The organism is Phenylobacterium sp. (assembly GCF_016793285.1).
GTDB lineage: Bacteria > Pseudomonadota > Alphaproteobacteria > Caulobacterales > Caulobacteraceae > Phenylobacterium.
This window is the reverse complement of sequence record NZ_JAEUMO010000172.1, coordinates 1-18,393: the sequence shown is the minus strand read 5'-3', so window position 1 is coordinate 18,393 and position 18,393 is coordinate 1. Positions and strand designations below refer to the sequence as shown.

The following is an 18,393-nucleotide window of genomic DNA, read 5'->3' as shown; positions in this document are numbered from 1 at the left end:
GCCTCCAGCGCGGCGTCGCCCTCCGGGAGCATCACGACCAGGCGCGCGAAGAGGTCGCCGCGCTGGCCCTTGGCGCCGGAGAGGCCCTTGCCCTTCAGGCGCAGGCGCGTGCCGGTGTTGGCGCCCTTGGGCACCGAGACGTTGACAGGCCCGTCGGGTGTCGGCGCCTCGACCTTTCCGCCCAGCACCGCGTCATAGAGCGTGATCGGCAGGTCCATGACGAGGTGGTCGTCCTCGCGCCTGAAGACCGCGTGCGGCGCGATCGAGATTTCGATGAAGGCGTCGCCGGGCCCGCTGCGGCCGGCCTGGCCCTGACCCTTGAGCCGGAGCGTCTGGCCGTCCTGCGCGCCCTTCGGGATCGTCACGTCGATCGTGCGCCCGTCCGAGAACGCGATCCGCTGCTTGCCGCCACGGATCGCGTCGACGAGGTCGATCTCCAGCCGCGCCCGCGTGTCGGCGCCGCGCTGGGAGAAGCCGCCGAACCCGCCGCCCATGCCGCCGGCCCGGCCCTGGCGGCCACCGCCGAACATCTCGCCCAGGATGTCGCCCAGGTCCGCGCCCTCGAAGGTCTCGGTCCGGAACCCGCCCTGTCGCCCCTGGCCCTGGCCGAAGCCGCCGCCGGGATGGCCGCCCCCGCCCCACGGCCCCCCGCCGCCGAAGCCGCCGCCCATGTGGGTCTCGCGTCCGTCGGCGTCGATCTCGCCGGCGTCGAACTTCTTGCGCTTCTCGGGGTCGCCCACGATGTCGAAGGCCGCGGAGACCTTCTTGAAACGCTCCTCGGCGGCCTTGTTGCCGGGATTCTGGTCGGGGTGGTTTTCCTTGGCGAGCTTGCGGAACGCCTTGCGGATCTCGTCCGCACTCGCCGTGCGGGCCACGCCCAGCTCCTGATACGGATCGCGCGCCAAGCTCGTCAGAGTCCTTCAAATACCTACGCTGATGGTGTGAGTACTAGATTGGGCGGTGGGTTCCAGCCTGCAAGGCGTGGTGTGGCAAAATAGCCACACGGCGCTCGGCCTGGAACCACACGTTCAGTCGTCGCCGCGTTCCACGACGAGGTCCCAGGCCGCGAAGTCCAGGGCGTCCTCCGGGTCCTTGAGCGCCGCTTCGCTGATGGTCTGGCCGCGCACCGAGATGCCGGCGCGGTGCGGGCTCTCCGGGTCGCCGGTGATCAGCGGGTGCCAGTCGGCCAGCTCGCGGCCCTCGTGCAGGCGGCGGTAGGCGCAGCTCTTCGGCATCCATTCCAGCGCCTCGATGTTGTGCGGCGTCAGCTTGATGCAGTCGGGCACGTACCGGTGGCGCGCGGCGTAGTCCGAGCAGCGGCAGGCGGCGGCGTCGAACAGCTTGCAGTGGACGCGGGTGGGGATGACCTCGCCGCTCTCCTCGTCCTCGAACCGCACCAGGCAGCACAGTCCGCACCCGTCGCAGAGGCTTTCCCACTCCGCGACGGTCATCTGTTCGAGGGTCTTGCGCCGCCAGAAGGGTTCGCCGGCCATGCGCGCCATGTAGGCCGCGCGGGCCCGGGACAGAAGCGCGAACTTGCGTCGCAGCCGTGAGCCGCTATCTGAGCGCCCCACATGCGCGCGCCCATCCTCGCCCTGAAGGACGTCCGGCTGGCGGACGGTCCGCTGATGCTGTTCGACGGCGTCGACCTGGCCATCGACGCGCGGGTCCGCGCCTGCCTGGTCGGCCGCAACGGCGCGGGCAAGTCGACGCTGCTGCGCATCCTGGCCGGCCAGATCGAACCCGACGGCGGCGAGCGCAACACCACCGCGGGCACGACCATCGCCTTCGTGCCGCAGGAGCCGGAGATCGTCGGCGCCACCCTGCTGGACCACGCGACCGCCGGCGGCGCGCCCGCCCACCGTGCGGAGGCGGCGCTGGCCGACTTCGGCCTCGATCCGGTGAAGCCCGCGACCGGCCTCTCGGGCGGCGAGATCCGGCGCACGGCGCTGGCCCGCGCCTTCGCCGAGGATCCGGACGTCATCCTGCTGGACGAGCCGACGAACCACCTCGACATCCTGGCCATCGAGACGCTGGAGGCCGAACTGGCCGCCTCCCGCGCCGCGGCCCTGATCGTCAGCCACGACCGCGCCTTCCTGGAGCGGGTGACCGGCCGCTGCTTCTGGCTGGAGTACCGTCAGGTGAAGCGCCTCGACCAGGGCTTCGCCGCCTTCGACGACTGGGCCGAGAAGATCACCGCCGCCGAGGCCGAGGAGGCGCGGCGTCTCGACCGCTACATCGAGCGCGAACAGCACTGGATGGCCCGCGGCGTCACCGCGCGCCGCGCCCGGAACGAGGGGCGTCGGCGGCGGCTGGAGTCGCTGCGCCAGGACAAGACCGACCGGCTGAAGGACACCCGCTCCGAACTCAGCATGGGCATCGCCAGCTCGGGCCTGTCCGGCAAGCGCGTCGTCGAGGCCAAGGGGCTCTCCAAGGCCTTCGGCGCCAAGACGCTGCTGAAGACCTTCTCCACCCGCATCCTGCGCGGCGACCGCGTGGCTGTCGTCGGCCCCAACGGCGCGGGCAAGACGACGCTGGTGAAGCTGCTGCTGGGCGAAATCGCGGCCGACGCGGGCGAAGTGACCCTCGGGACCAACCTGGAGATCAACTACATCGACCAGGCGCGCGGGGCGCTCTCGCCCGACATGACGCTGCGCGACGTGCTGCTCCCACTGGGTGGCGACAGCGTGCTGGTCCGCGGCCTGCCCAAGCACGTAAACGCCTACGCCAAGGACTTCCTGTTCACGGAGGCCCAGCTTCGCCAGCCGGTAAAGAGCCTGTCTGGCGGCGAGCGCAACCGCCTGCTGCTGGCCAAGGCGCTGGCGAAGCCCGCCAACGTCATGGTGCTGGACGAACCCACGAACGACCTCGACATGGACACGCTGGACCTGCTCGAAGACCTGCTGGCCGACTACGAGGGCACGCTGATCCTGGTCAGCCACGACCGCGACTTCATCGACCGGCTCGCCACCTCGACCATCGGCCTCGACGGGACCGGACGCGCGGTCGAGACGCCGGGCGGCTGGCAGGATTTCGTCGGTCAGAACCCGGGCTTCTTCGCCCCGCCCCGGCTGTCGGCGCCCAGGGCCGCGCCGGCGGCGAAGCCTGCGGCCCCGAAGGCCGCCTCGAAGCTCTCGTTCAAGGACCAGCGGCGGCTCGGCGAGCTCGACACTCTGATCCACGACATGCCGGGCAAGATCGCCGCGCTTGAGACGGCGCTCGCCGACCCGGACCTCTACGGGCGCGACGCGGCCGCCTTCGACCGCTTCAGCCGCGCGCTGGAAACCGCCCGCTCCCAGTTGTCCGCGGCGGAGGAGGAGTGGCTGGAGCTGGAAGAGCGTCGCGAAGCTCTCGAAGCCGGCCGCTGAACCCGTTCCTGTGGACGATGCAGATCGTCTGATTTTCTTGGAGAAACTCGCCCTCCCGGCACGGTTATCCACCGCTGAGTCACCGTTTTCCGACCGGTCCGGACGCCTCGGCGGCGGGGCCCGCTTGCGCCCTCCCGGGATCGGGCGCACCGTCCCCTTGCCGACAGGAACTGCGGCGCGGCGGAGGGAAGAGCTGGCGACAGCAGGACCCCGAGCAAGCGGGCGGAGCGGCAGGTCGAAGGGACAAGGAACCGGGGCGACCCGGAACCGGAACCGGAAGGTCTGAAGCCGGCAGCCAGGGAAAACCGCGGGGCGACCCGCAACCGAACTGGCAGGCGGCCTGAGGCGCAGATCCCCCAACGGATCTGTAAAAGAGGGCGACGCTTCGGGCGGCCGAAGCGCCGCCCTCTTGCTATGCGGGAAGGTCTTCCAAGCCTGATCGCAGCGCCCTACCCTCGCGCGGCTCAAGTCGAGGGATCCCATGAAGCTCCTGCGTACCCTGGTCATCGCCGCGGCCGCGTTGCTCGCCGCCTGTTCGCCAGGGAAGAAGGAGCAGGCGGCCTCCGCCGACGCCCCCGTCGTCATCCGCTTCGCGACCGACTGGAAGGCCCAGGCCGAGCACGGCGGCTTCTACCAGGCGCTGGCGTCAGGCGAGTACGCCAGACGCGGGCTCGACGTGAAGATCGTGCAGGGCGGGCCCGGCGTGAACGTGCCCCAGCTCCTGGCCGCGGGCGCCGTCGACCTCGGCATGGGCTCCAACAGCTTCATCGTCATGAACCTCGCCCAGGAGGGCGTGCCGGTGAAGGCTGTCGCCGCCTACATGCAGAAGGACCCGCAAGTCCTGCTGGCCCACCCGAACACCGGCGTGGAGAGGATCGCCGACCTGAAGGGCCACCCGATCCTGCTCTCCGACGCGTCGGTGACGGCCTTCTGGGTCTGGCTGAAATCCAAGTACGGGTTCACCGACGACCAGGTGCGCAAGTACACCTTCAACTCCGCACCGTTCCTCGCCGACAAGCGCGCCGCCCAGCAGGGCTATGTGACCAGCGAGCCCTACACGATCGAGAAGCAGGCGGGCCTGAAGCCGAAGGTCTTCCTCCTCGCCGACGAGGGCTACCCCGGCTACGCCACCATGGTCCTGGCCACCGACGGCCTGATCGCCAGGAACCCCAAGGCCATCCAGGCCTTCGTCGAGGCGTCCGCCAAGGGCTGGACCGACTACCTGACCGGCGATCCCTCGGCGGCGGACGCGCTGATCCGCAAGGACAACCCGGAGATGACTCAGGATGTCCTCGACCAGGCCCGCGAGAAGATGAAGACCTACGGCATCGTCAGCGGCGACAAGGGCGAGAAGATCGGAGCGATGACCGAGGCCCGCTGGCAGGCCTTCTTCGACGTGGCCGCCGCTCAGGGCGTCTACCCCAAGACCCTCGACCCCAAGCGCGCCTACACTCTGCAGTTCGCCCCGAAGTGAGCGTCGCGGTGTTCCCTTACCTCCACTGCGCAGCGGGGGAGGAGGACCGCTCGCCGCAGAGCGGGCGGTGGAGGGGGCGAACCCCATCCGCTGAGTCCTGGGCGCCCGGTCGACCCGCAGAGCCTGTCGCTCGCCCCCTCCACCATCCGCTCTCCGCTGCGCTCGGCGGACGGTCCCCCTCCCCCGCTTCGCAGGGGAGGTAGAGTTGGTCGCCGAACTTCGCGACGTCGAGGTCGACTACGACCGCGGCCGGGCCCTCGGCCCGTTCAGCCTGAGCATCGGCGCGGGCGAGACGGTGGCGCTGGTCGGCCCTTCCGGCTGCGGCAAGTCCACGGCGCTACGGCTGCTGGCCGGCCTCGAGCAACCGACACGCGGCGGCGTGACCCGCGCCGCCGGCCGCGGCGAGACCGCCGTCGTCTTCCAGGCGCCGACGCTGGCGCCCTGGCTCTCCGCCCGCGCCAACGTCGCGCTCCCGCTGGAACTGGCCGGCGTCGCCAAGGCCGAAGCCCACGCCCGCGCCGACGCCGCCCTCGCCCGCGTGGGGCTCGCGGGCGCCGAGGCCGCCCGGCCGGTGCAGCTCTCGGGCGGCATGGCCATGCGCGTGTCGCTGGCCCGCGCCCTCGTCACCGAGCCCAAGCTGCTGCTGCTCGACGAGCCCTTCGCCGCCCTCGACGAGATCACCCGGCGCACACTGGCCGACGACGTGCTCGCCCTCTGGGCCGCGACGAAGCCCGCCATCGTCTTCGTCACCCACAACGTCGAGGAGGCCGTCTACATGGCCTCCCGCGTGGTCGTGCTGACCAGGGGCCCCGGCCGCGTCGCCGCCGACGTCGCCGTCGAAGGCCCGATGCCGCGCCCCGCCCACTTCCGCACCGGGGCCGGCTTCCGCCAGACCGCCGAACAGGTCTCCGCCGCCCTGGCCGACGGGGTCGCCCCATGAGCCGGATCGTCCCGCCGCTGGCGCTGACCGCGCTCCTGCTCGTGGCCTGGGAGGCGGCCTGCCGCGCGCTCGCCATCCCGCCCTACTTCCTCCCGGCCCCCAGCGCGGTGGCGACCGCTCTCGCTGCGAACTTCCCGACCCTGACCGCCGCCGCCTGGAGCACCCTGGCTGTCGCCCTGATCGCCCTTGTCGTCGCCAGCCTCCTCTCGCAGGCCCTGGCGCTGGTCACGGCGCTGAGTCCCATCGCCGACCGCGCCGTGCGCCCTCTGGCCTCGGTGATCCAGGTCACGCCCGTGGTCGCCATCGCCCCGCTGGTCGTCATCTGGGCGGGCATCGACCATCCAGAGCGGGCGCTCGTCGCACTCGCCGTGCTCGTCGCGTTCTTCCCGATCTTCTCGGGCGCCGTCACCGGGCTGAAGTCGGCCGATCCGGACCTGGAGCGGCTGTTCGATCTCTACGGCGCGACACCGGTTCAGCGGGCGCTGCGCCTGCGGCTGCCCGCCGCCGTCCCCTACCTGCTCGAAGGCCACAAGGTCGGCGCGGGCCTCGCCCTGATCGGCGCGGTCGTGGCCGAGTTCGTCGCCGGGTCCGGCCAGGTGCGCGGCCTCGCCTGGCAGATCCTCGACGCCGGCAACAAGCTGCAGACCGCGCGCATGATCGCGGCCCTGGTCGTCCTGGGCGCCATGGGTGTGGCGCTGCATGCCCTGCTGGAAGCCGCCGAACGCGCGGGCCTCAAGTGGTGGCGCGGGCGCTGACTACTTCGCCGCCTGCTGCACCGGCTTGAGGTCGAAGCGCACCGGCACGCGCACCTTCGCGCCCACCGTCGGCATGCCCTCGGCGCTCATCAGGCCGACCTTGAACTTCGGCGCCAGCGCCAGGATCGCGGGGCCGAAGCCCTGGCCAGCCGGGATCTCGCGGTCGACGACGCAGCCGGCCAGCACCCCGCCGGCCTGCACGTCACACACAAGGGTCACCCGCACGTCGTTCGGCCCGCCTGCGTCGCCCTTGGGCGCGGCGGCCTGCATGTCATCGACGCTGGGCAGCGCGGTCCACCTGGGCGTCTTGACGGTCACGGTCTGACCCTTGGCCAGTTCGGGCGCGAAGGTCATCGAGATGCGGACTTCCACGTCCTTGCGCAGGTCGGCGCCCTGCATCGTCTTGGCGAGCTTCCGGGCCGCCTGACCGAAGCCGTAGCCGCGCGGAGACTCGCCCAGCACGTCGCAGTCGGTCATCTCGCCCGCCCGCGTGGTGGTGCAGGCCAGCTCCACGCCGCCGCCGACGCCGGCGGCCCTGGCCTTCTCGGGATAGGCCGCGGCCATGTCGGCATTGGTGGGCGCGGCGACCCAGACGATCTCGGCGGCAGCCGGCGTAGCCGTCGCGAGCGCGCTCACGGCGGCTAAGGAAGCGAAACGGCGAAACATGACGCAAGTCCTCCAAGACAGGCGGAGGATGCGCTCGCCGCAGCGGATTTGTGAAGCGCTAGAGGCGCACCCGGCGCTCGCTCAACCGGCCGATCGCCTCGGTGGCCAGTACCGACAGCGAGCGCAGCCCGTGGTCGCCGAACACGTCCAGCGCGGCGTCCAGGGCCATCAGGGCCGCGGCCCGCTCGCCGCTCTCCTGCCCGGTCATCGCCATGCGGGCCTCGTAGAGGCGCGCCAGGTGCAGTTGCGCCAGCGCCCACCCGACCGGGTCGCGGCGCGGCGAGAGGTTGGCGAGTTCGATCTTCATGGCCGCCTCGGCCACGTCCAGCACGGCGCGGTCGCCGGTCAGTTCGGCCTGACGGGCCAGGCAGACGGCGCGCGAGCCGGCCGCGGCGCCGCGCAGCGGCAGCGTCGGCGTCTCCTTCAGCACCAGGCCGGCGCGGTCGTAGCAGGAGACGGCGTGCTCGAAGGCGCGCGCGTCGCTGGAGGCTTCGCCCAGCGCCTGCAATGCCTGGGCCAGCGCCACCTGGGTGCGCGCCCAGTCGAGCGGGCTGTGCTCGCGGGTGAGGCTGTCGAGCGCCATGGCCAGCGCGCCCGCGCCGGCGGCGAGCGCGTCAATGTCGCCGACGGCCTCGCCCTTCAGGGCCAGGGCCTGGCCATGCATGATCTTCGCGCGCGCCCAGGTCAGCGGCTCATAGGCGCTGTCGAGGCGCTCGCCCGCGTCGGCGGCCCCGCGAGCAGCGGCGTCCAGCATGTCGGCGTCCTTGAGGCGCGCGCCGAAACCGCACAGCAGGTCGGCGCGGATCAGGCGGGCCTCGGCCGCCAGCGCCCGGGCGGCGGTGACCCGCTTGGCGATGTTGTCCAACGCTGCGATCGGCATCGTGAAGCGCTGCGCGAAAGCCATGGCTTCCGAGGCGTCCAGCTTGTCCAGCACGCGGCGGCCCTCGATGGCCAGCAGGCCCACGTCGGCCAGCGGCGCGGCGAGCCCGCCCTTCACGCTGCTGCGCGCCTCCTTGAAGGCGGCCTCGGCGGCGGCGTTCAGGCCCGGATCTCCGAAGATCTCGGCGCCCAGCAGGGCGGCGAAGGCCTGCTCGCAGCGCGCCCTGGCCCAGCCGTCGCGGCGGTGGGCGGTCTCGAAACCCGCGGCTGCGGTCTCCGCGCCTGCGGCGGCCTTGCGCAGCGCCACGGCGTCACCGGTGCGTCTCGCGACCTCGCGCCAGACGATCGCGGCCTCCAGCCGGCGGCGCGGCTTGTCCTTGGCGCTGATGCGGCCAGCGGCGATGTCGGCGGCCTTGGCTTCCTGCGCCAGCAACTGGCAGTCGAGGAGCTCGAGAAGCGAAGAATCCCCACCGGTCAGACCATCCTGCGGGACGGCTCTGGCGCGGTCGGCGGCGAAGAAACGCCGCAGCTCACGACCCAACTCGAACATAGACCCGCTCCGGCCCCACGGCGTCCCACGATGGAACGCCCCTCACAGGCATCGTCAGGTCCCAAGCAAAGCCGGAGCCGAAGGGTTTAACAAGTGGTTAATTCTACTGATATGGTTAACGTGACTTCAAAGAAACGTCAGTAAAACAAAGTCGTAGAAACTCGATTTCGTTAATTTCTGGCACGCTTCTTGCTTGCTCCCGGGGCGACGCCGACCCGTCTGGACTGGCGGAACGGACTTTCCCAGATTCCCACACGCGCCCCGGCGCATCGTTCAGAGGAAGAGCGTCGCCTGCTCCTCGGACGCGAGCCGGCGCCACTCGCCGGGCGCCAGGTCCTCCGGCAGCGACAGCCCGCCGATGCGGTCGCGGTGCAGCCCCGTCACATGGTTGCCAACGGCGGCGAACATGCGCCGGACCTGGTGGTAGCGCCCCTCGGTGATAGTCAGGAAGGCCTCGCGCGGCCCCAGCGGCTCCAGCACCGCCGGCGCAAGCGGATCGGTCTCGCCGTCCAGCAGCAGCCGGCCGCCGGCGAACGTCTCCGCCTCCCAGCCCTCCAGCGGCCGGTCCAGCGTGGCGCGGTAGCGCTTGGCCACATGGCTCTTCGGCGAGATCACCCGGTGCAGCAGCGCCCCGTCGTCGGTGATCAGCAGCAAGCCGGTCGTGTCCTTGTCCAGCCGCCCGATGGTCGACAGCCCCGGCATCCGCGCCTGCCAGCGGCGGGGCAGCAGCTCGTAGACGCTGCGGCCGGGCTCCTTGTGCGAGCACACCACCTCCAGCGGCTTGTGCATGATCAGCGTCAGGGGCGCGGGCGGATCGACCGGCCTGTCGGCCACCGTCATCCGCGCCGGCAGGTCGGGGACCACCGGGACCTTGGCGCCGGCGTCCTTCAGCACCACGCCGTCCAGCACCACCTGCCTGTGCCGCACGAGGTCTGCCACCTCGCGCCGGGAGCCGTAGCCGAGATTGGCCAGCAGCCTGTCCAGCCGCGCCATCGGAGGCCGCGCCCCGCTCATCGCCGCGCCTCGATGACCTTGTAGCCCTGGCCGTCGTCGCGCACGGCGTAGCTCTCGAACGCCGCCGACAGGGCCTGCTCGTAGGGCAGATGCCGGTTGGCCACGAGCCAGCAGACGCCGCCGCGGCGCAGCATCGCCGCCGCCTTCGTCACGAACGCCACGCCCAGCGCCTTGTCCTCGACGCCGCCGTCGTGGAACGGCGGATTCATCACCACGAAGTCGAGATCGCCGCGGGCCGGGCCCTGGCGCACGTCGGCCCAGGCCACCTCCACCCGCGGGTCGTCGAGATTGCGCCGCGCGCACTCGACGGCACGGCGGTCGATGTCGATGCAGCCGAGCGCCGTCACCGCTGGCGAGGCCAGCACCCGCTGCGCAAGGAGGCCCAGGCCGCACCCGAGGTCGGCCCCGCGTCCCACCAGCGCCGGCAGGACGCCCATCAGCCGCGCGCTGCCGGGATCGACACGGTCCCAGCTAAAGACGCCCGGCTGGGTCCAGACGCCGAGGCCGGGCGACAGCCGCGGCGCGCCCGCCGCGACCGCCTCGGCGAGCCGCGCCGGCGCCGCCGGCCGCACCGTCTGACAGAAGCGATGATGCCGCCGCGCGTCCTCGCCGACCGTGCAGCCGAACGCCTCCAGCGCCTTCCTCAGCCGTCCGCCGCCCTTGTCCTTGGGCGCGAAAGCCAGCAGCGGCGCGCCGGGCTTCAGCACCCTGAGCGCCTGGGCCAGCACATAGTCCCGCTCGATCACCCCGCCCGGCGCCAGCACCACCGCGCGCTCGACGCTGCCGTCGGCCATCGCCGCCAGGTCCTGCGATCCCGGGATCAACGGCGAGACCTGGACTGCGCCGGCGGGGATATCGACCAGCCCCGGCGCAGGCGCGCCATAGAGGACGGCCCCGGTCATTGCGGCGCTAGGCCCGTTCCTTCGAGCGTTCGAAGCGCACCTTCGGGAAGCGCTCGGACACATAGCCCACTTCCCACGCCGACTTGGCCAGGAACACCGGCTGCTCGTCGATGTCGGTCCCCATGGCGCTGCGGTGCTTGCCCATGAAGTCCTCGAGGTCCGCCTTCTCGCCCACGATCCAGCGCGCCTCGGCGAACGGGCTCGGCTCGAAGATCACGTCGAGCTGGTATTCCTCCCTGAGGCGGTCAGCCATCACTTCGAACTGAAGCTGGCCCACCGCACCCACGATGAAGTCGGCGCCCAGGCTGGGGCGGAAGAGCTGCGTCACGCCCTCCTCGGCCAGGCTCTCCAGCGCCTTCTTCAGGTGCTTGGCCTTGAGTGGGTCCCTCACCCGCACCCGCTGCAGGATCTCCGGGGCGAAGTTGGGCAGGCCGGCGAACCGCAGCGTCCCGCTCTCCGACAGGCTGTCGCCCACGCGCAGCACGCCGTGGTTCGGGATCCCGATCACGTCGCCGGCGAACGCGTCCTCGGCCAGCTCGCGGTCCGACGCGAAGAACATCATGGGCGCGTTCACGCTGAGCTGCTTGTCGGTGTTCTGAACCTTCAGCTTCATGCCGCGCGAGAACCGTCCCGAACACAGCTTCAGGAAGGCGATCCGGTCGCGATGGTTGGGGTCCATGTTCGCCTGGACCTTGAAGACGAAGCCGGTCACTTCGCGGTCGCCGGGCGCGACGTGGGTGTCGTCCCCGCCCCTGCGCGCGGCCACGGCCTTGGGCGGCGGGGCATAGGCGCCCAGGCCCTCCAGCAGTTGGTCCACGCCGAAATGGCGCAGCGCAGAGCCGAAGAACACCGGCGTCATGTGCCCTTCCAGGAAGCTCTGCGGATCGAACGGCTTCAGGCCGCCCATCGCGAGTTCGGCGTTCTCGGCGAGTTCCTCCTGCTCGTCGGGCTCCAGATAGCTCACCACCGCGTTGCCCTTGAACGCGATGGCGTCGGGATGCCCCTCGTCTTCGTCCTTGGCCCCGCCGGTCTTCTTGGCGAACGGCAGGAAGCGGTCGCGGCGCAGGTCCAGCATGCCCTTGAAGCGCCCGCCCGAGCCCGCCGGCCAGTAGAGCGGCGACGGGTCCAGCGCCAGCTTCGAGGCCACCTCGTCCAGCAGTTCGAACGGGTCCTGCGCCTCGCGGTCCATCTTGTTGATGAAGGTGATGATCGGGATGTCGCGCATGCGGCACACCTCGAACAGCTTCAGCGTCTGCGGCTCGATGCCCTTGGCGGCGTCCAGCACCATCACCGCCGCGTCGGCGGCCGTCAGGGTGCGGTAGGTGTCTTCCGAGAAGTCCTCGTGGCCCGGCGTGTCCAGCAGGTTGAACATCAGCCCGTCGTGGTCGAACGTCATCACCGAGGCGGAGACGCTGATCCCGCGCTCGCGCTCGATCTTCATCCAGTCCGACCGGGTGCGCCGGTTCTCGCCCCGCGCGCGCACCGCGCCGGCCGCCCGGATCGCCCCGCCGGCCAGCAGCAGGTTCTCGGTCAGCGTGGTCTTGCCGGCGTCCGGGTGCGAGATGATCGCGAAGGTCCGGCGGCGCGCGGCCTCGGCGGCGGGAGAGTTGCTCATGGGGCGCCGCGCCTACCACGCGGGCGCGCGCGGCGGAAGCGACGTCAGCCGACCGCGACGGCGTCCAGCACGTAGGGCTGCCGCTCCGCCAGGTCGTTGATCCGGGCGAAATAGGCCTTGAAGTGCGCCGTCTCGCGGTGCGCGGCCACCGCGGCGTTGTCGGCGTAGAGTTCGTCCAGGATGAACCGCCCGGGCTCGGCCTGGTCGCGCCAGATATCCCAGCGCAGGTTGCCGGGCTCGCCGCGGCAGGGCTCCACCATGCCCGCGAGCAGCGCCCCCAGCGCCTCGGCCTTGCCGGGCCGCGCGGTCAGCACCGCCATGATCTTCACGGGGCTCGGCATCGGTCGTCTTCCCTGGCTGGCGATGGCTTCAAGTTCGGCTTGCGAGCATTATCTGACAACCGCGCCCGAGAGGAGGACCCGACCATGACCGCTGCGACCGAGACCGCCATCCTCGCCGGAGGCTGCTTCTGGGGCGTCCAGGACCTGCTGCGACGCTATCCTGGCGTGCTCGAGACCCGCGTCGGCTACTCGGGCGGCGACGTGCCCAACGCCACCTACCGCAACCACGGCACGCACGCCGAGGCGATCGAGATCATCTTCGACCCCGCCAGGATCAGCTTTCGCCAGCTCCTGGAGTTCTTCTTCCAGATCCACGACCCGTCGACGAAGAACCGGCAGGGCAACGACGTGGGCCTGAGCTATCGCTCGGCGATCTTCTACGCCTCCGAGGACCAGAAGCGCGTGGCGCTGGACACCATCGCCGACGTCGACGCCTCGGGCCTGTGGCCGGGCAAGGTGGTGACCGAGGTCGCGCCCGCGGGCGACTTCTGGGAAGCCGAGCCCGAGCACCAAGATTACCTGGAGCGCATCCCCAACGGCTACACCTGCCACTTCATCCGCCCGAACTGGCGGCTGCCCGTCCGCGCCGAGGCGCGCTGAGCGGGGGCTACTTCTCGGCCTTCGCCGCTTCCTTGGCGGCCTTGTTGAGGTCCGGTGCGTTGGGCGAGCGCATGGCGGTCTGAGCCTGCATGCCCTCCTGCAGCGCCTTGGCCGCGCCTTCGTGCGACATGATCTTGGCCAGCACCGCCTGCCCGGCGCGCTCGAACCACTCGCGGTGCTCGACCACGTAGGCGCGCGAGTCACGATAGCCGTCGAGCAGCCCGTGGACCTCGGGGATCACATAGCGCGCCACCAGCTCCCAGCTCCGGTTCGTCGCCTCGCGGTTCGCCCAGTCGTGGACGAACCCCAGCACGGTCCCGAAGCCGCCCGCTGAGGCGGCGAGCTTGCGGATCGCGGCCACCAGGTCGTCGGGCGTGCCGATCACCGCCGCCGATCCCGGCGAGAACGCGGTCTGCTCGATGGCTTCTTCCGGCGTCTTGAACGCATCGGCCCCGGGCCGCATCAGCGTGCCGACGGTGTATTCGTTGTGCCAATGCATCAGGCCCTGGGCCGACTCGGCGATGGCCTGCTCGCGCGTCTCGGCGATGTGCCAGGTCATCAGGACGCGCCAGTTGTCGCGGCTCACGGTCTGGCCGTGCTTGGCCGCCGCCTGCTCGGCGAAGCCCCACTGCGTCGGCAGCGCCGCCAAGCCCGCGTCCGAGTTCGAGCCGATCGAAAGCACGCCGATGCCGTACTTGCCGGCCAGCGTCATCCCCGACGGGCTGATCGACGAGGCGGTCACCATCGGCAGCTCTTCCTGCAGCGGGAAGAGCTGCAGGCGCGCGTCCTTCAGGGTGAACCAGTCGCTCTCATGGGTGACGCGCTCGCCGCGGAACAGGCGCTGGAGCACCCCGATCGCCTCGTCCTGGCGGTCGCGCTGGGTCATGGGGTCGATCCCCAGCATGTAGGCGTCCGACGGCAGAGCGCCGGGGCCCGTGCCGAAGATGACCCGGCCGCGGCTCATGTGGTCCAACTGGACCATGCGCTGCGCCACAGTGAACGGGTGGTGATAGGGCAGCGAGACCACGCCCGTGCCCAGCCGGATCCGCTGCGTCCGCTCGGCCACGGCCGCCAGGAACATCTCCGGCGAGGCGATGACCTCCCAGCCAGTCGAGTGGTGCTCGCCCACCCAGAACTCGTCGAAGCCCAGCTCGTCGAGGTGCGCCGCGAACTTGATGTCGTTGCGCATCTGCAGCATCGGGTGCTCGCCGATGGGGTGATGCGGCGCCAGGAACGCACCGAACTTCATGCGGGCCATCTGAGCCTCCCGATTGTTCAAACGAGTGTTTAGGTCACGCCTTTCGACCTGACTATCCCTGCCCCGACGGAAGCGTCCCTTCTCGCCTCGACGAGGGGTCGCGATCGAGGTCGGGACATTGCCCAATGGCCGCATCCAGGTCAGCGCGCCCAGGCGTTGCGGCACATGGGCGGACATCGCGGGAATGCTCAAGCGCCCGGGGCAACCGACCTTGAGCATCGAAGACATGAACGAAGTCATCGCGCGCGGTTGGGCCGGCGAGCTGGATTGAAAGCGACGATCGACACCAACGTACTCGTCCGCTTCGTCGTCGCCGATGAGCCGAAGCAGTTCGCCGCCGCGGTACGGGCGTTGGACGGGACGGACGGGATCGTCATTTCGATCGCAAGGCGGTCCGCGTCGGGGAGCAATGCGGAGAGCCGGCGCGCCTGCTCGTCTGACGCCCTACTCCGCCTCGGCCACCTTCAGCGTCTCGCGCAGCTCGCGCTTGAGGAACTTGCCGTTGGCGTTGCGCGGGATGAGATCGTGCAGGATCCAGATGTAGCGGGGCACCTTGTGCTTCGCGATCTGGGCGCCGACGGCCGCGCGGATCTGCCCGGCGGTCAGCGTCTGACCCGGCTGCGGCACGATGGCGGCGCCCACCTCCTCGCCCATCCGGTCGTCCGGCACGCCGAAGACGCAGCACTCGGCCACCGCGGGGTCGCGATGCACGGCCGCCTCGACCTCGACGCAATAGATGTTCTCGCCGCCGCGCAGGACCATGTCCTTCTTGCGGTCCACCAGGTAGATGAAGCCTTCCTCGTCCAGGTAGGCGACGTCGCCCGTGTGCAGCCAGCCGTCGGTGATCGATTCCGCCGTGGCTTCCGGCCGATTGATGTAGCCCTTGATGACCGAGGCGCCCTTCACCCAGAGTTCGCCGGGCTCGCCGGGCGGCAGGGCCTGGCCGTCGTCACCCGCCACCCTGATCTCGAAGGTCGGCATGGCGCGGCCGCAGCTCGCCGGCTTGTCCACGAAGAAGTCGCCCGAGATCGAGGTGATGATCCCCGAGGTCTCGGTCATGCCGTAGCCGGTGTTCGGCCGCGCCGTCGCGATCGCCTTGTCGATCTTGTCCACCAGGTCGGGCTGCAACTGCGCCCCGCCGCCGCCCATGCTGAGCAGGCTGGAGGTGTCGTACCTGGCGAAGTCGGGGTGCATGATCATCTCGCGCGCCATCACCGGCACGCCGCCGGCCGAGGTGCAGCGCTCGCGCTCGATCAGCTTCAGCGCCTCGACCACGTCCCACTTGTACATCAGCACCATTTTCCCGCCGGCCGCGGTGGTGGCGTAGGCCGCACAGTTGTTGGCGGTGACGTGGAACAGCGGCGTCGTGACCAAGCTCACCGGGATCGGCGGCGCCACGGTCGGGTCGGGCGTGACGCCCATGCCGCGCTGCGTCGCGAGCGTCGTCACCTGGCCCGCGAACATCATGTTCATCAGGTTGTTGATGCAGCTTCGGTGCGTGAGCTGCGCGCCCTTGGGGAAGCCCGTCGTGCCCGAGGTGTAGAAGATGCACAGGTCGCTGTCGGGATCGATCGCGACGTCGGGCAGCGCGCCGCCGTGGCCCGCCACCTCCGACCACGCCACCGCGCCCGCCGGCGCCTCGGTCCGCACCGCCACGAGGGTCGCTCCGCCCAGCATGCCCGGCTGCTCGTCCAGGCGCGCGATCCGCTCGGCGTCGGCGAACAGCACCTTCGGCTCGGCGTCCTTCATGCCATAGGCCATCTCGGGGGCCGTCCACCAGGCGTTCATGCCCACGCAGGCCGCGCCGATGCAGGCGCAGGCCCAGTAGATCAGCATCCATTCCGGGTAGTTGCGCATGGCCACCGCCACGCGGTCGCCGGGCGTCACGCCCTGCGCCAGCAGCCAGTTGGCCACCGAGGCCACCAGCTTGTGCGCCTCGCCGTAGGTGATCCGCTCGTCGCCGAACACCAGATAGTCGCGATCGGCGAACTGCGCCGACGACAGCCACAGCGCCCGCACGCTCGGCGGGGCGTTCTTGAAGGCCCGCACGAGAATCCCGCGCACCTCGACGTCCACCACCTCCAGCGGCGCGCCCGGGCCGGTCAGCTCGTCCCAGGCCTTGTTCAGTTCCGCGTAGTGCATCCCGTTTTTATCCCTTGATCTCGTGCCGGCGTCTTGGCGCGCCGTTGGTTGCGAACAAACGTACTCAGGCCTTCTCGACCGGCTCCACCAGAAAGTGCCGGCCCTCGCGATCCTCGATCTCGACCACCCAGACGTCCGGATCGATCCGGACGGCGCGCTCGATGTAGCGGTCGAGGTCGCCCTCGTCCCGCGATGCCGCCGGCTCCATCCACACGCGGTCGCCGTCGCCGCGCGTCGCTTCCGACAGCAGCCGCGCCGTCCCGTCGGTCCGGTTCAGCACCTTCACCAGCACCGCCCCGGCGCGCGGGTCGCCCTTCCGCGCCACGACGGCGAAGCCGCCGCCGATCTCGGCGCGACGGATAAGGGCGCCGACCCAGATGTCGGTGGACAGCAGCATCGGCGATGCAGTTAGCGCGTCCAACGCCCGTTTGAAATCGTTAACCCTCTCCGTCCACCGGACCTCAACCGTCCCGGGGTTAAGCCGCGCACGTCAGACGGCCGAAACACGGCCGCGCACGATGGTGGATTTGAGGACGCATGAGCTCGCGCAGAAGCGGCGGGCCGACGTCTCGGGTGTTGGGGTTCGCGGGGGCTGCGGCGGCGATCGCCTTCCCTGCGGCAGCGCTGGCTCAGCCGGTCGACCTCTTCTTCGAGCGGACGGTGATGACGGCGGCGGACAGCCGTTGCGACCTGTTCACGCCGGCCGTGTCGTCGGCGCTGGCCGCCGGCGCCGCGCAGGCCCGGGGCGCGGCCCTGCGCGCCGGAACCGACCTCAAGTCGCTGGTCGCCATCGAGCGCAACGCCCGGGGCCGCGCGGCGCAGATCGACTGCTCCAGCCCGCTGGTCGCCAGCCAGGCAGCGCGAATCCAGGCCGCCTACGGCAGCTATGCGCGCATCCAGCGCATGGTCTATCCGGGCGACCTGACCGAATGGCGCGCCGACCGCGGCGTCGGCCGCACCGCCCGCTGGCGGCTGTCGCAGAGCGCCGATTTCGGCTCGAACCGCATGATCTTCGGCCTAGCCGGCCGCCAGGACAACCAGAGCGCCCTGGTCGCCGTCGCCGCCTTCTCGGACAAGGCCACGCCCTACTCGGCCCGCCTCGTGATGCGCGACACCGGCCGCACCATGGGCCCTTACCTGCTGGGGGGGCGCCAGCCGCTGGCGAAGAAGCTGCCGCCGTCGTCGGCCACCCGGAGCTACATCGCCGAGGCCCGCGCCGGCGCCGAGGCCGAACTCCTGCCCAAGGGCTATGCGGGCGGCTGGGCCTTCCGCTTCCCCACGAACGCCGTCCAGGCGCTGAGCGAGCTCGACCCTCGCGAGGCTGTCGCCGTCGAGTTCATGCTGCCGGGCGGCCGCTCGCGCGTCGCCTACGTCGAAGTCGGCGACTTCGCCGCCGGCCGCGCCTTCCTCCAGATCGCCTCGCGCTAGCCTCCCGCCGCTGCGCGGGGGAGGTAAGAGCCCTACCCCTTTCGCCGGATCGGCTCGGCGTTGGCGCCCGTGAGCACCGGCATGCGCACGGTGATGCTGGTCCCGTGGCCCATCTCGCTTTCGACCACCATGTCGCCGCCGTGCAGGCGGGCGAAGGCGCGGACCAGCGACAGGCCCAGGCCCGTGCCCTCCAGCTTCTTCTCCTGCTCGCCCACCTGTTCGAACGGGCGGCCCAGGCGCTCGATGTCGTCCTGCGCGATGCCGACGCCGGTGTCGGCGACGACCAGCTCCAGCGTGTCGCCGTCACCCTGCACGGTGACGGTCACCGACCCGCCGGCCGGGGTGAACTTCAGCGCGTTCGAGATCAGGTTCAGCGCGATCTGCTTCACGGCCCGCTTGTCGGCTTCGGCCTGCAGCGGCGCGATGGGCAGGACGCCCCGCAGGTTCACGCCCGCCCGGTC

The 18,393-nt window shown here is 70.9% G+C and carries 18 protein-coding genes; 6 read left to right on the top strand and 12 right to left on the bottom strand.

Annotated elements, in window-relative coordinates; all coding sequences use genetic code 11:
* Both JNL41_RS15290 and JNL41_RS15285 read right to left on the bottom strand, forming a co-directional pair.
* Positions 1-905 (bottom strand): DnaJ C-terminal domain-containing protein (locus tag JNL41_RS15290; RefSeq protein ID WP_293476380.1); only part of this gene is annotated, 905 nt, incomplete at its 3' end.
* Positions 906-1,028: 123 nt separating this feature from the next.
* Positions 1,029-1,493, bottom strand: a complete 465-nt coding sequence (locus tag JNL41_RS15285; protein WP_293476378.1) for a YcgN family cysteine cluster protein — start codon at positions 1,491-1,493, stop codon at positions 1,029-1,031.
* Positions 1,494-1,574: 81 nt separating this feature from the next.
* On the opposite strand from JNL41_RS15285, the gene JNL41_RS15280 reads away from it, so the two are divergent.
* The 4 genes from JNL41_RS15280 (at position 1,575) to JNL41_RS15265 (ending at position 6,537) form a co-directional block, all read left to right on the top strand.
* Entirely contained in the window at positions 1,575-3,368 is a 1,794-nt protein-coding gene (locus JNL41_RS15280; protein ID WP_293476377.1) for an ABC-F family ATP-binding cassette domain-containing protein, read from the top strand.
* 481 nt (positions 3,369-3,849) lie between these two features.
* The gene (locus JNL41_RS15275) at positions 3,850-4,842 is read left to right on the top strand and encodes an ABC transporter substrate-binding protein (RefSeq protein WP_293476375.1); all 993 of its coding nucleotides are present in this window, start codon (positions 3,850-3,852) and stop codon (positions 4,840-4,842) included.
* A 205-nt stretch (positions 4,843-5,047) separates the two neighbouring features.
* Positions 5,048-5,782 (top strand): ABC transporter ATP-binding protein, encoded by a 735-nt coding sequence (locus tag JNL41_RS15270; RefSeq protein WP_293476374.1) that lies wholly within the window; start codon positions 5,048-5,050, stop codon positions 5,780-5,782.
* On the top strand, positions 5,779-6,537 hold the full coding sequence (locus JNL41_RS15265) for an ABC transporter permease (protein ID WP_293476373.1): 759 nt from the start codon (positions 5,779-5,781) through the stop codon (positions 6,535-6,537). The genes JNL41_RS15270 and JNL41_RS15265 overlap by 4 nt, the downstream gene beginning before the upstream one ends.
* Here JNL41_RS15265 and JNL41_RS15260 read toward each other — a convergent pair whose 3' ends face one another.
* From JNL41_RS15260 to JNL41_RS15235, 6 genes are all read right to left on the bottom strand, one after another.
* On the bottom strand, positions 6,538-7,173 hold the full coding sequence (locus JNL41_RS15260; RefSeq protein ID WP_293476371.1) for a TonB family protein: 636 nt from the start codon (positions 7,171-7,173) through the stop codon (positions 6,538-6,540).
* An 88-nt stretch (positions 7,174-7,261) separates the two neighbouring features.
* Positions 7,262-8,632 (bottom strand): hypothetical protein, encoded by a 1,371-nt coding sequence (locus JNL41_RS15255; RefSeq protein WP_293476369.1) that lies wholly within the window; start codon positions 8,630-8,632, stop codon positions 7,262-7,264.
* 273 nt (positions 8,633-8,905) lie between these two features.
* A complete protein-coding gene (locus tag JNL41_RS15250) occupies positions 8,906-9,646 on the bottom strand; it encodes a 16S rRNA pseudouridine(516) synthase (protein WP_293476367.1) in 741 nt (246 codons plus the stop codon).
* Complete coding sequence (locus JNL41_RS15245; RefSeq protein ID WP_293476365.1) at positions 9,643-10,548, bottom strand: class I SAM-dependent methyltransferase; 906 nt, start codon at positions 10,546-10,548, stop codon at positions 9,643-9,645. Before JNL41_RS15245 ends, JNL41_RS15250 begins: the two co-directional genes overlap by 4 nt.
* Before the next feature lie 7 nt (positions 10,549-10,555).
* Positions 10,556-12,163 carry a peptide chain release factor 3 gene (locus JNL41_RS15240; protein ID WP_293476363.1) on the bottom strand — a complete coding sequence of 536 codons (1,608 nt, stop codon included), beginning with the start codon at positions 12,161-12,163 and terminating at the stop codon, positions 10,556-10,558.
* Positions 12,164-12,207: 44 nt separating this feature from the next.
* Positions 12,208-12,504 carry a putative quinol monooxygenase gene (locus JNL41_RS15235; protein WP_293476361.1) on the bottom strand — a complete coding sequence of 99 codons (297 nt, stop codon included), beginning with the start codon at positions 12,502-12,504 and terminating at the stop codon, positions 12,208-12,210.
* Positions 12,505-12,588: 84 nt separating this feature from the next.
* Here JNL41_RS15235 and msrA point away from each other — a divergent pair, with 84 nt between their 5' ends.
* Entirely contained in the window at positions 12,589-13,104 is a 516-nt protein-coding gene (msrA, locus tag JNL41_RS15230) for a peptide-methionine (S)-S-oxide reductase MsrA (RefSeq protein ID WP_293476359.1), read from the top strand.
* A gap of 7 nt (positions 13,105-13,111) precedes the next feature.
* Here the strand turns inward: msrA and JNL41_RS15225 are convergent, their stop codons facing one another.
* The 3 genes from JNL41_RS15225 to JNL41_RS15215 form a co-directional block, all read right to left on the bottom strand.
* Positions 13,112-14,362, bottom strand: a complete 1,251-nt coding sequence (locus tag JNL41_RS15225) for an LLM class flavin-dependent oxidoreductase (protein ID WP_293476357.1) — start codon at positions 14,360-14,362, stop codon at positions 13,112-13,114.
* A 444-nt stretch (positions 14,363-14,806) separates the two neighbouring features.
* The gene (locus tag JNL41_RS15220) at positions 14,807-16,504 is read right to left on the bottom strand and encodes a class I adenylate-forming enzyme family protein (protein ID WP_293476355.1); all 1,698 of its coding nucleotides are present in this window, start codon (positions 16,502-16,504) and stop codon (positions 14,807-14,809) included.
* Between the two features lie 64 nt (positions 16,505-16,568).
* The gene (locus JNL41_RS15215) at positions 16,569-16,901 is read right to left on the bottom strand and encodes a DUF1491 family protein (protein ID WP_293476354.1); all 333 of its coding nucleotides are present in this window, start codon (positions 16,899-16,901) and stop codon (positions 16,569-16,571) included.
* A gap of 140 nt (positions 16,902-17,041) precedes the next feature.
* On the opposite strand from JNL41_RS15215, the gene JNL41_RS15210 reads away from it, so the two are divergent.
* Positions 17,042-17,932 (top strand): hypothetical protein, encoded by an 891-nt coding sequence (locus JNL41_RS15210; protein WP_293476353.1) that lies wholly within the window; start codon positions 17,042-17,044, stop codon positions 17,930-17,932.
* Positions 17,933-17,964: 32 nt separating this feature from the next.
* On the opposite strand, the gene JNL41_RS15205 is transcribed toward JNL41_RS15210, so the two are convergent.
* Positions 17,965-18,393, bottom strand: a 429-nt coding sequence (locus tag JNL41_RS15205; protein ID WP_293476352.1) for an ATP-binding protein, incomplete at its 5' end; no start/stop codon positions are given.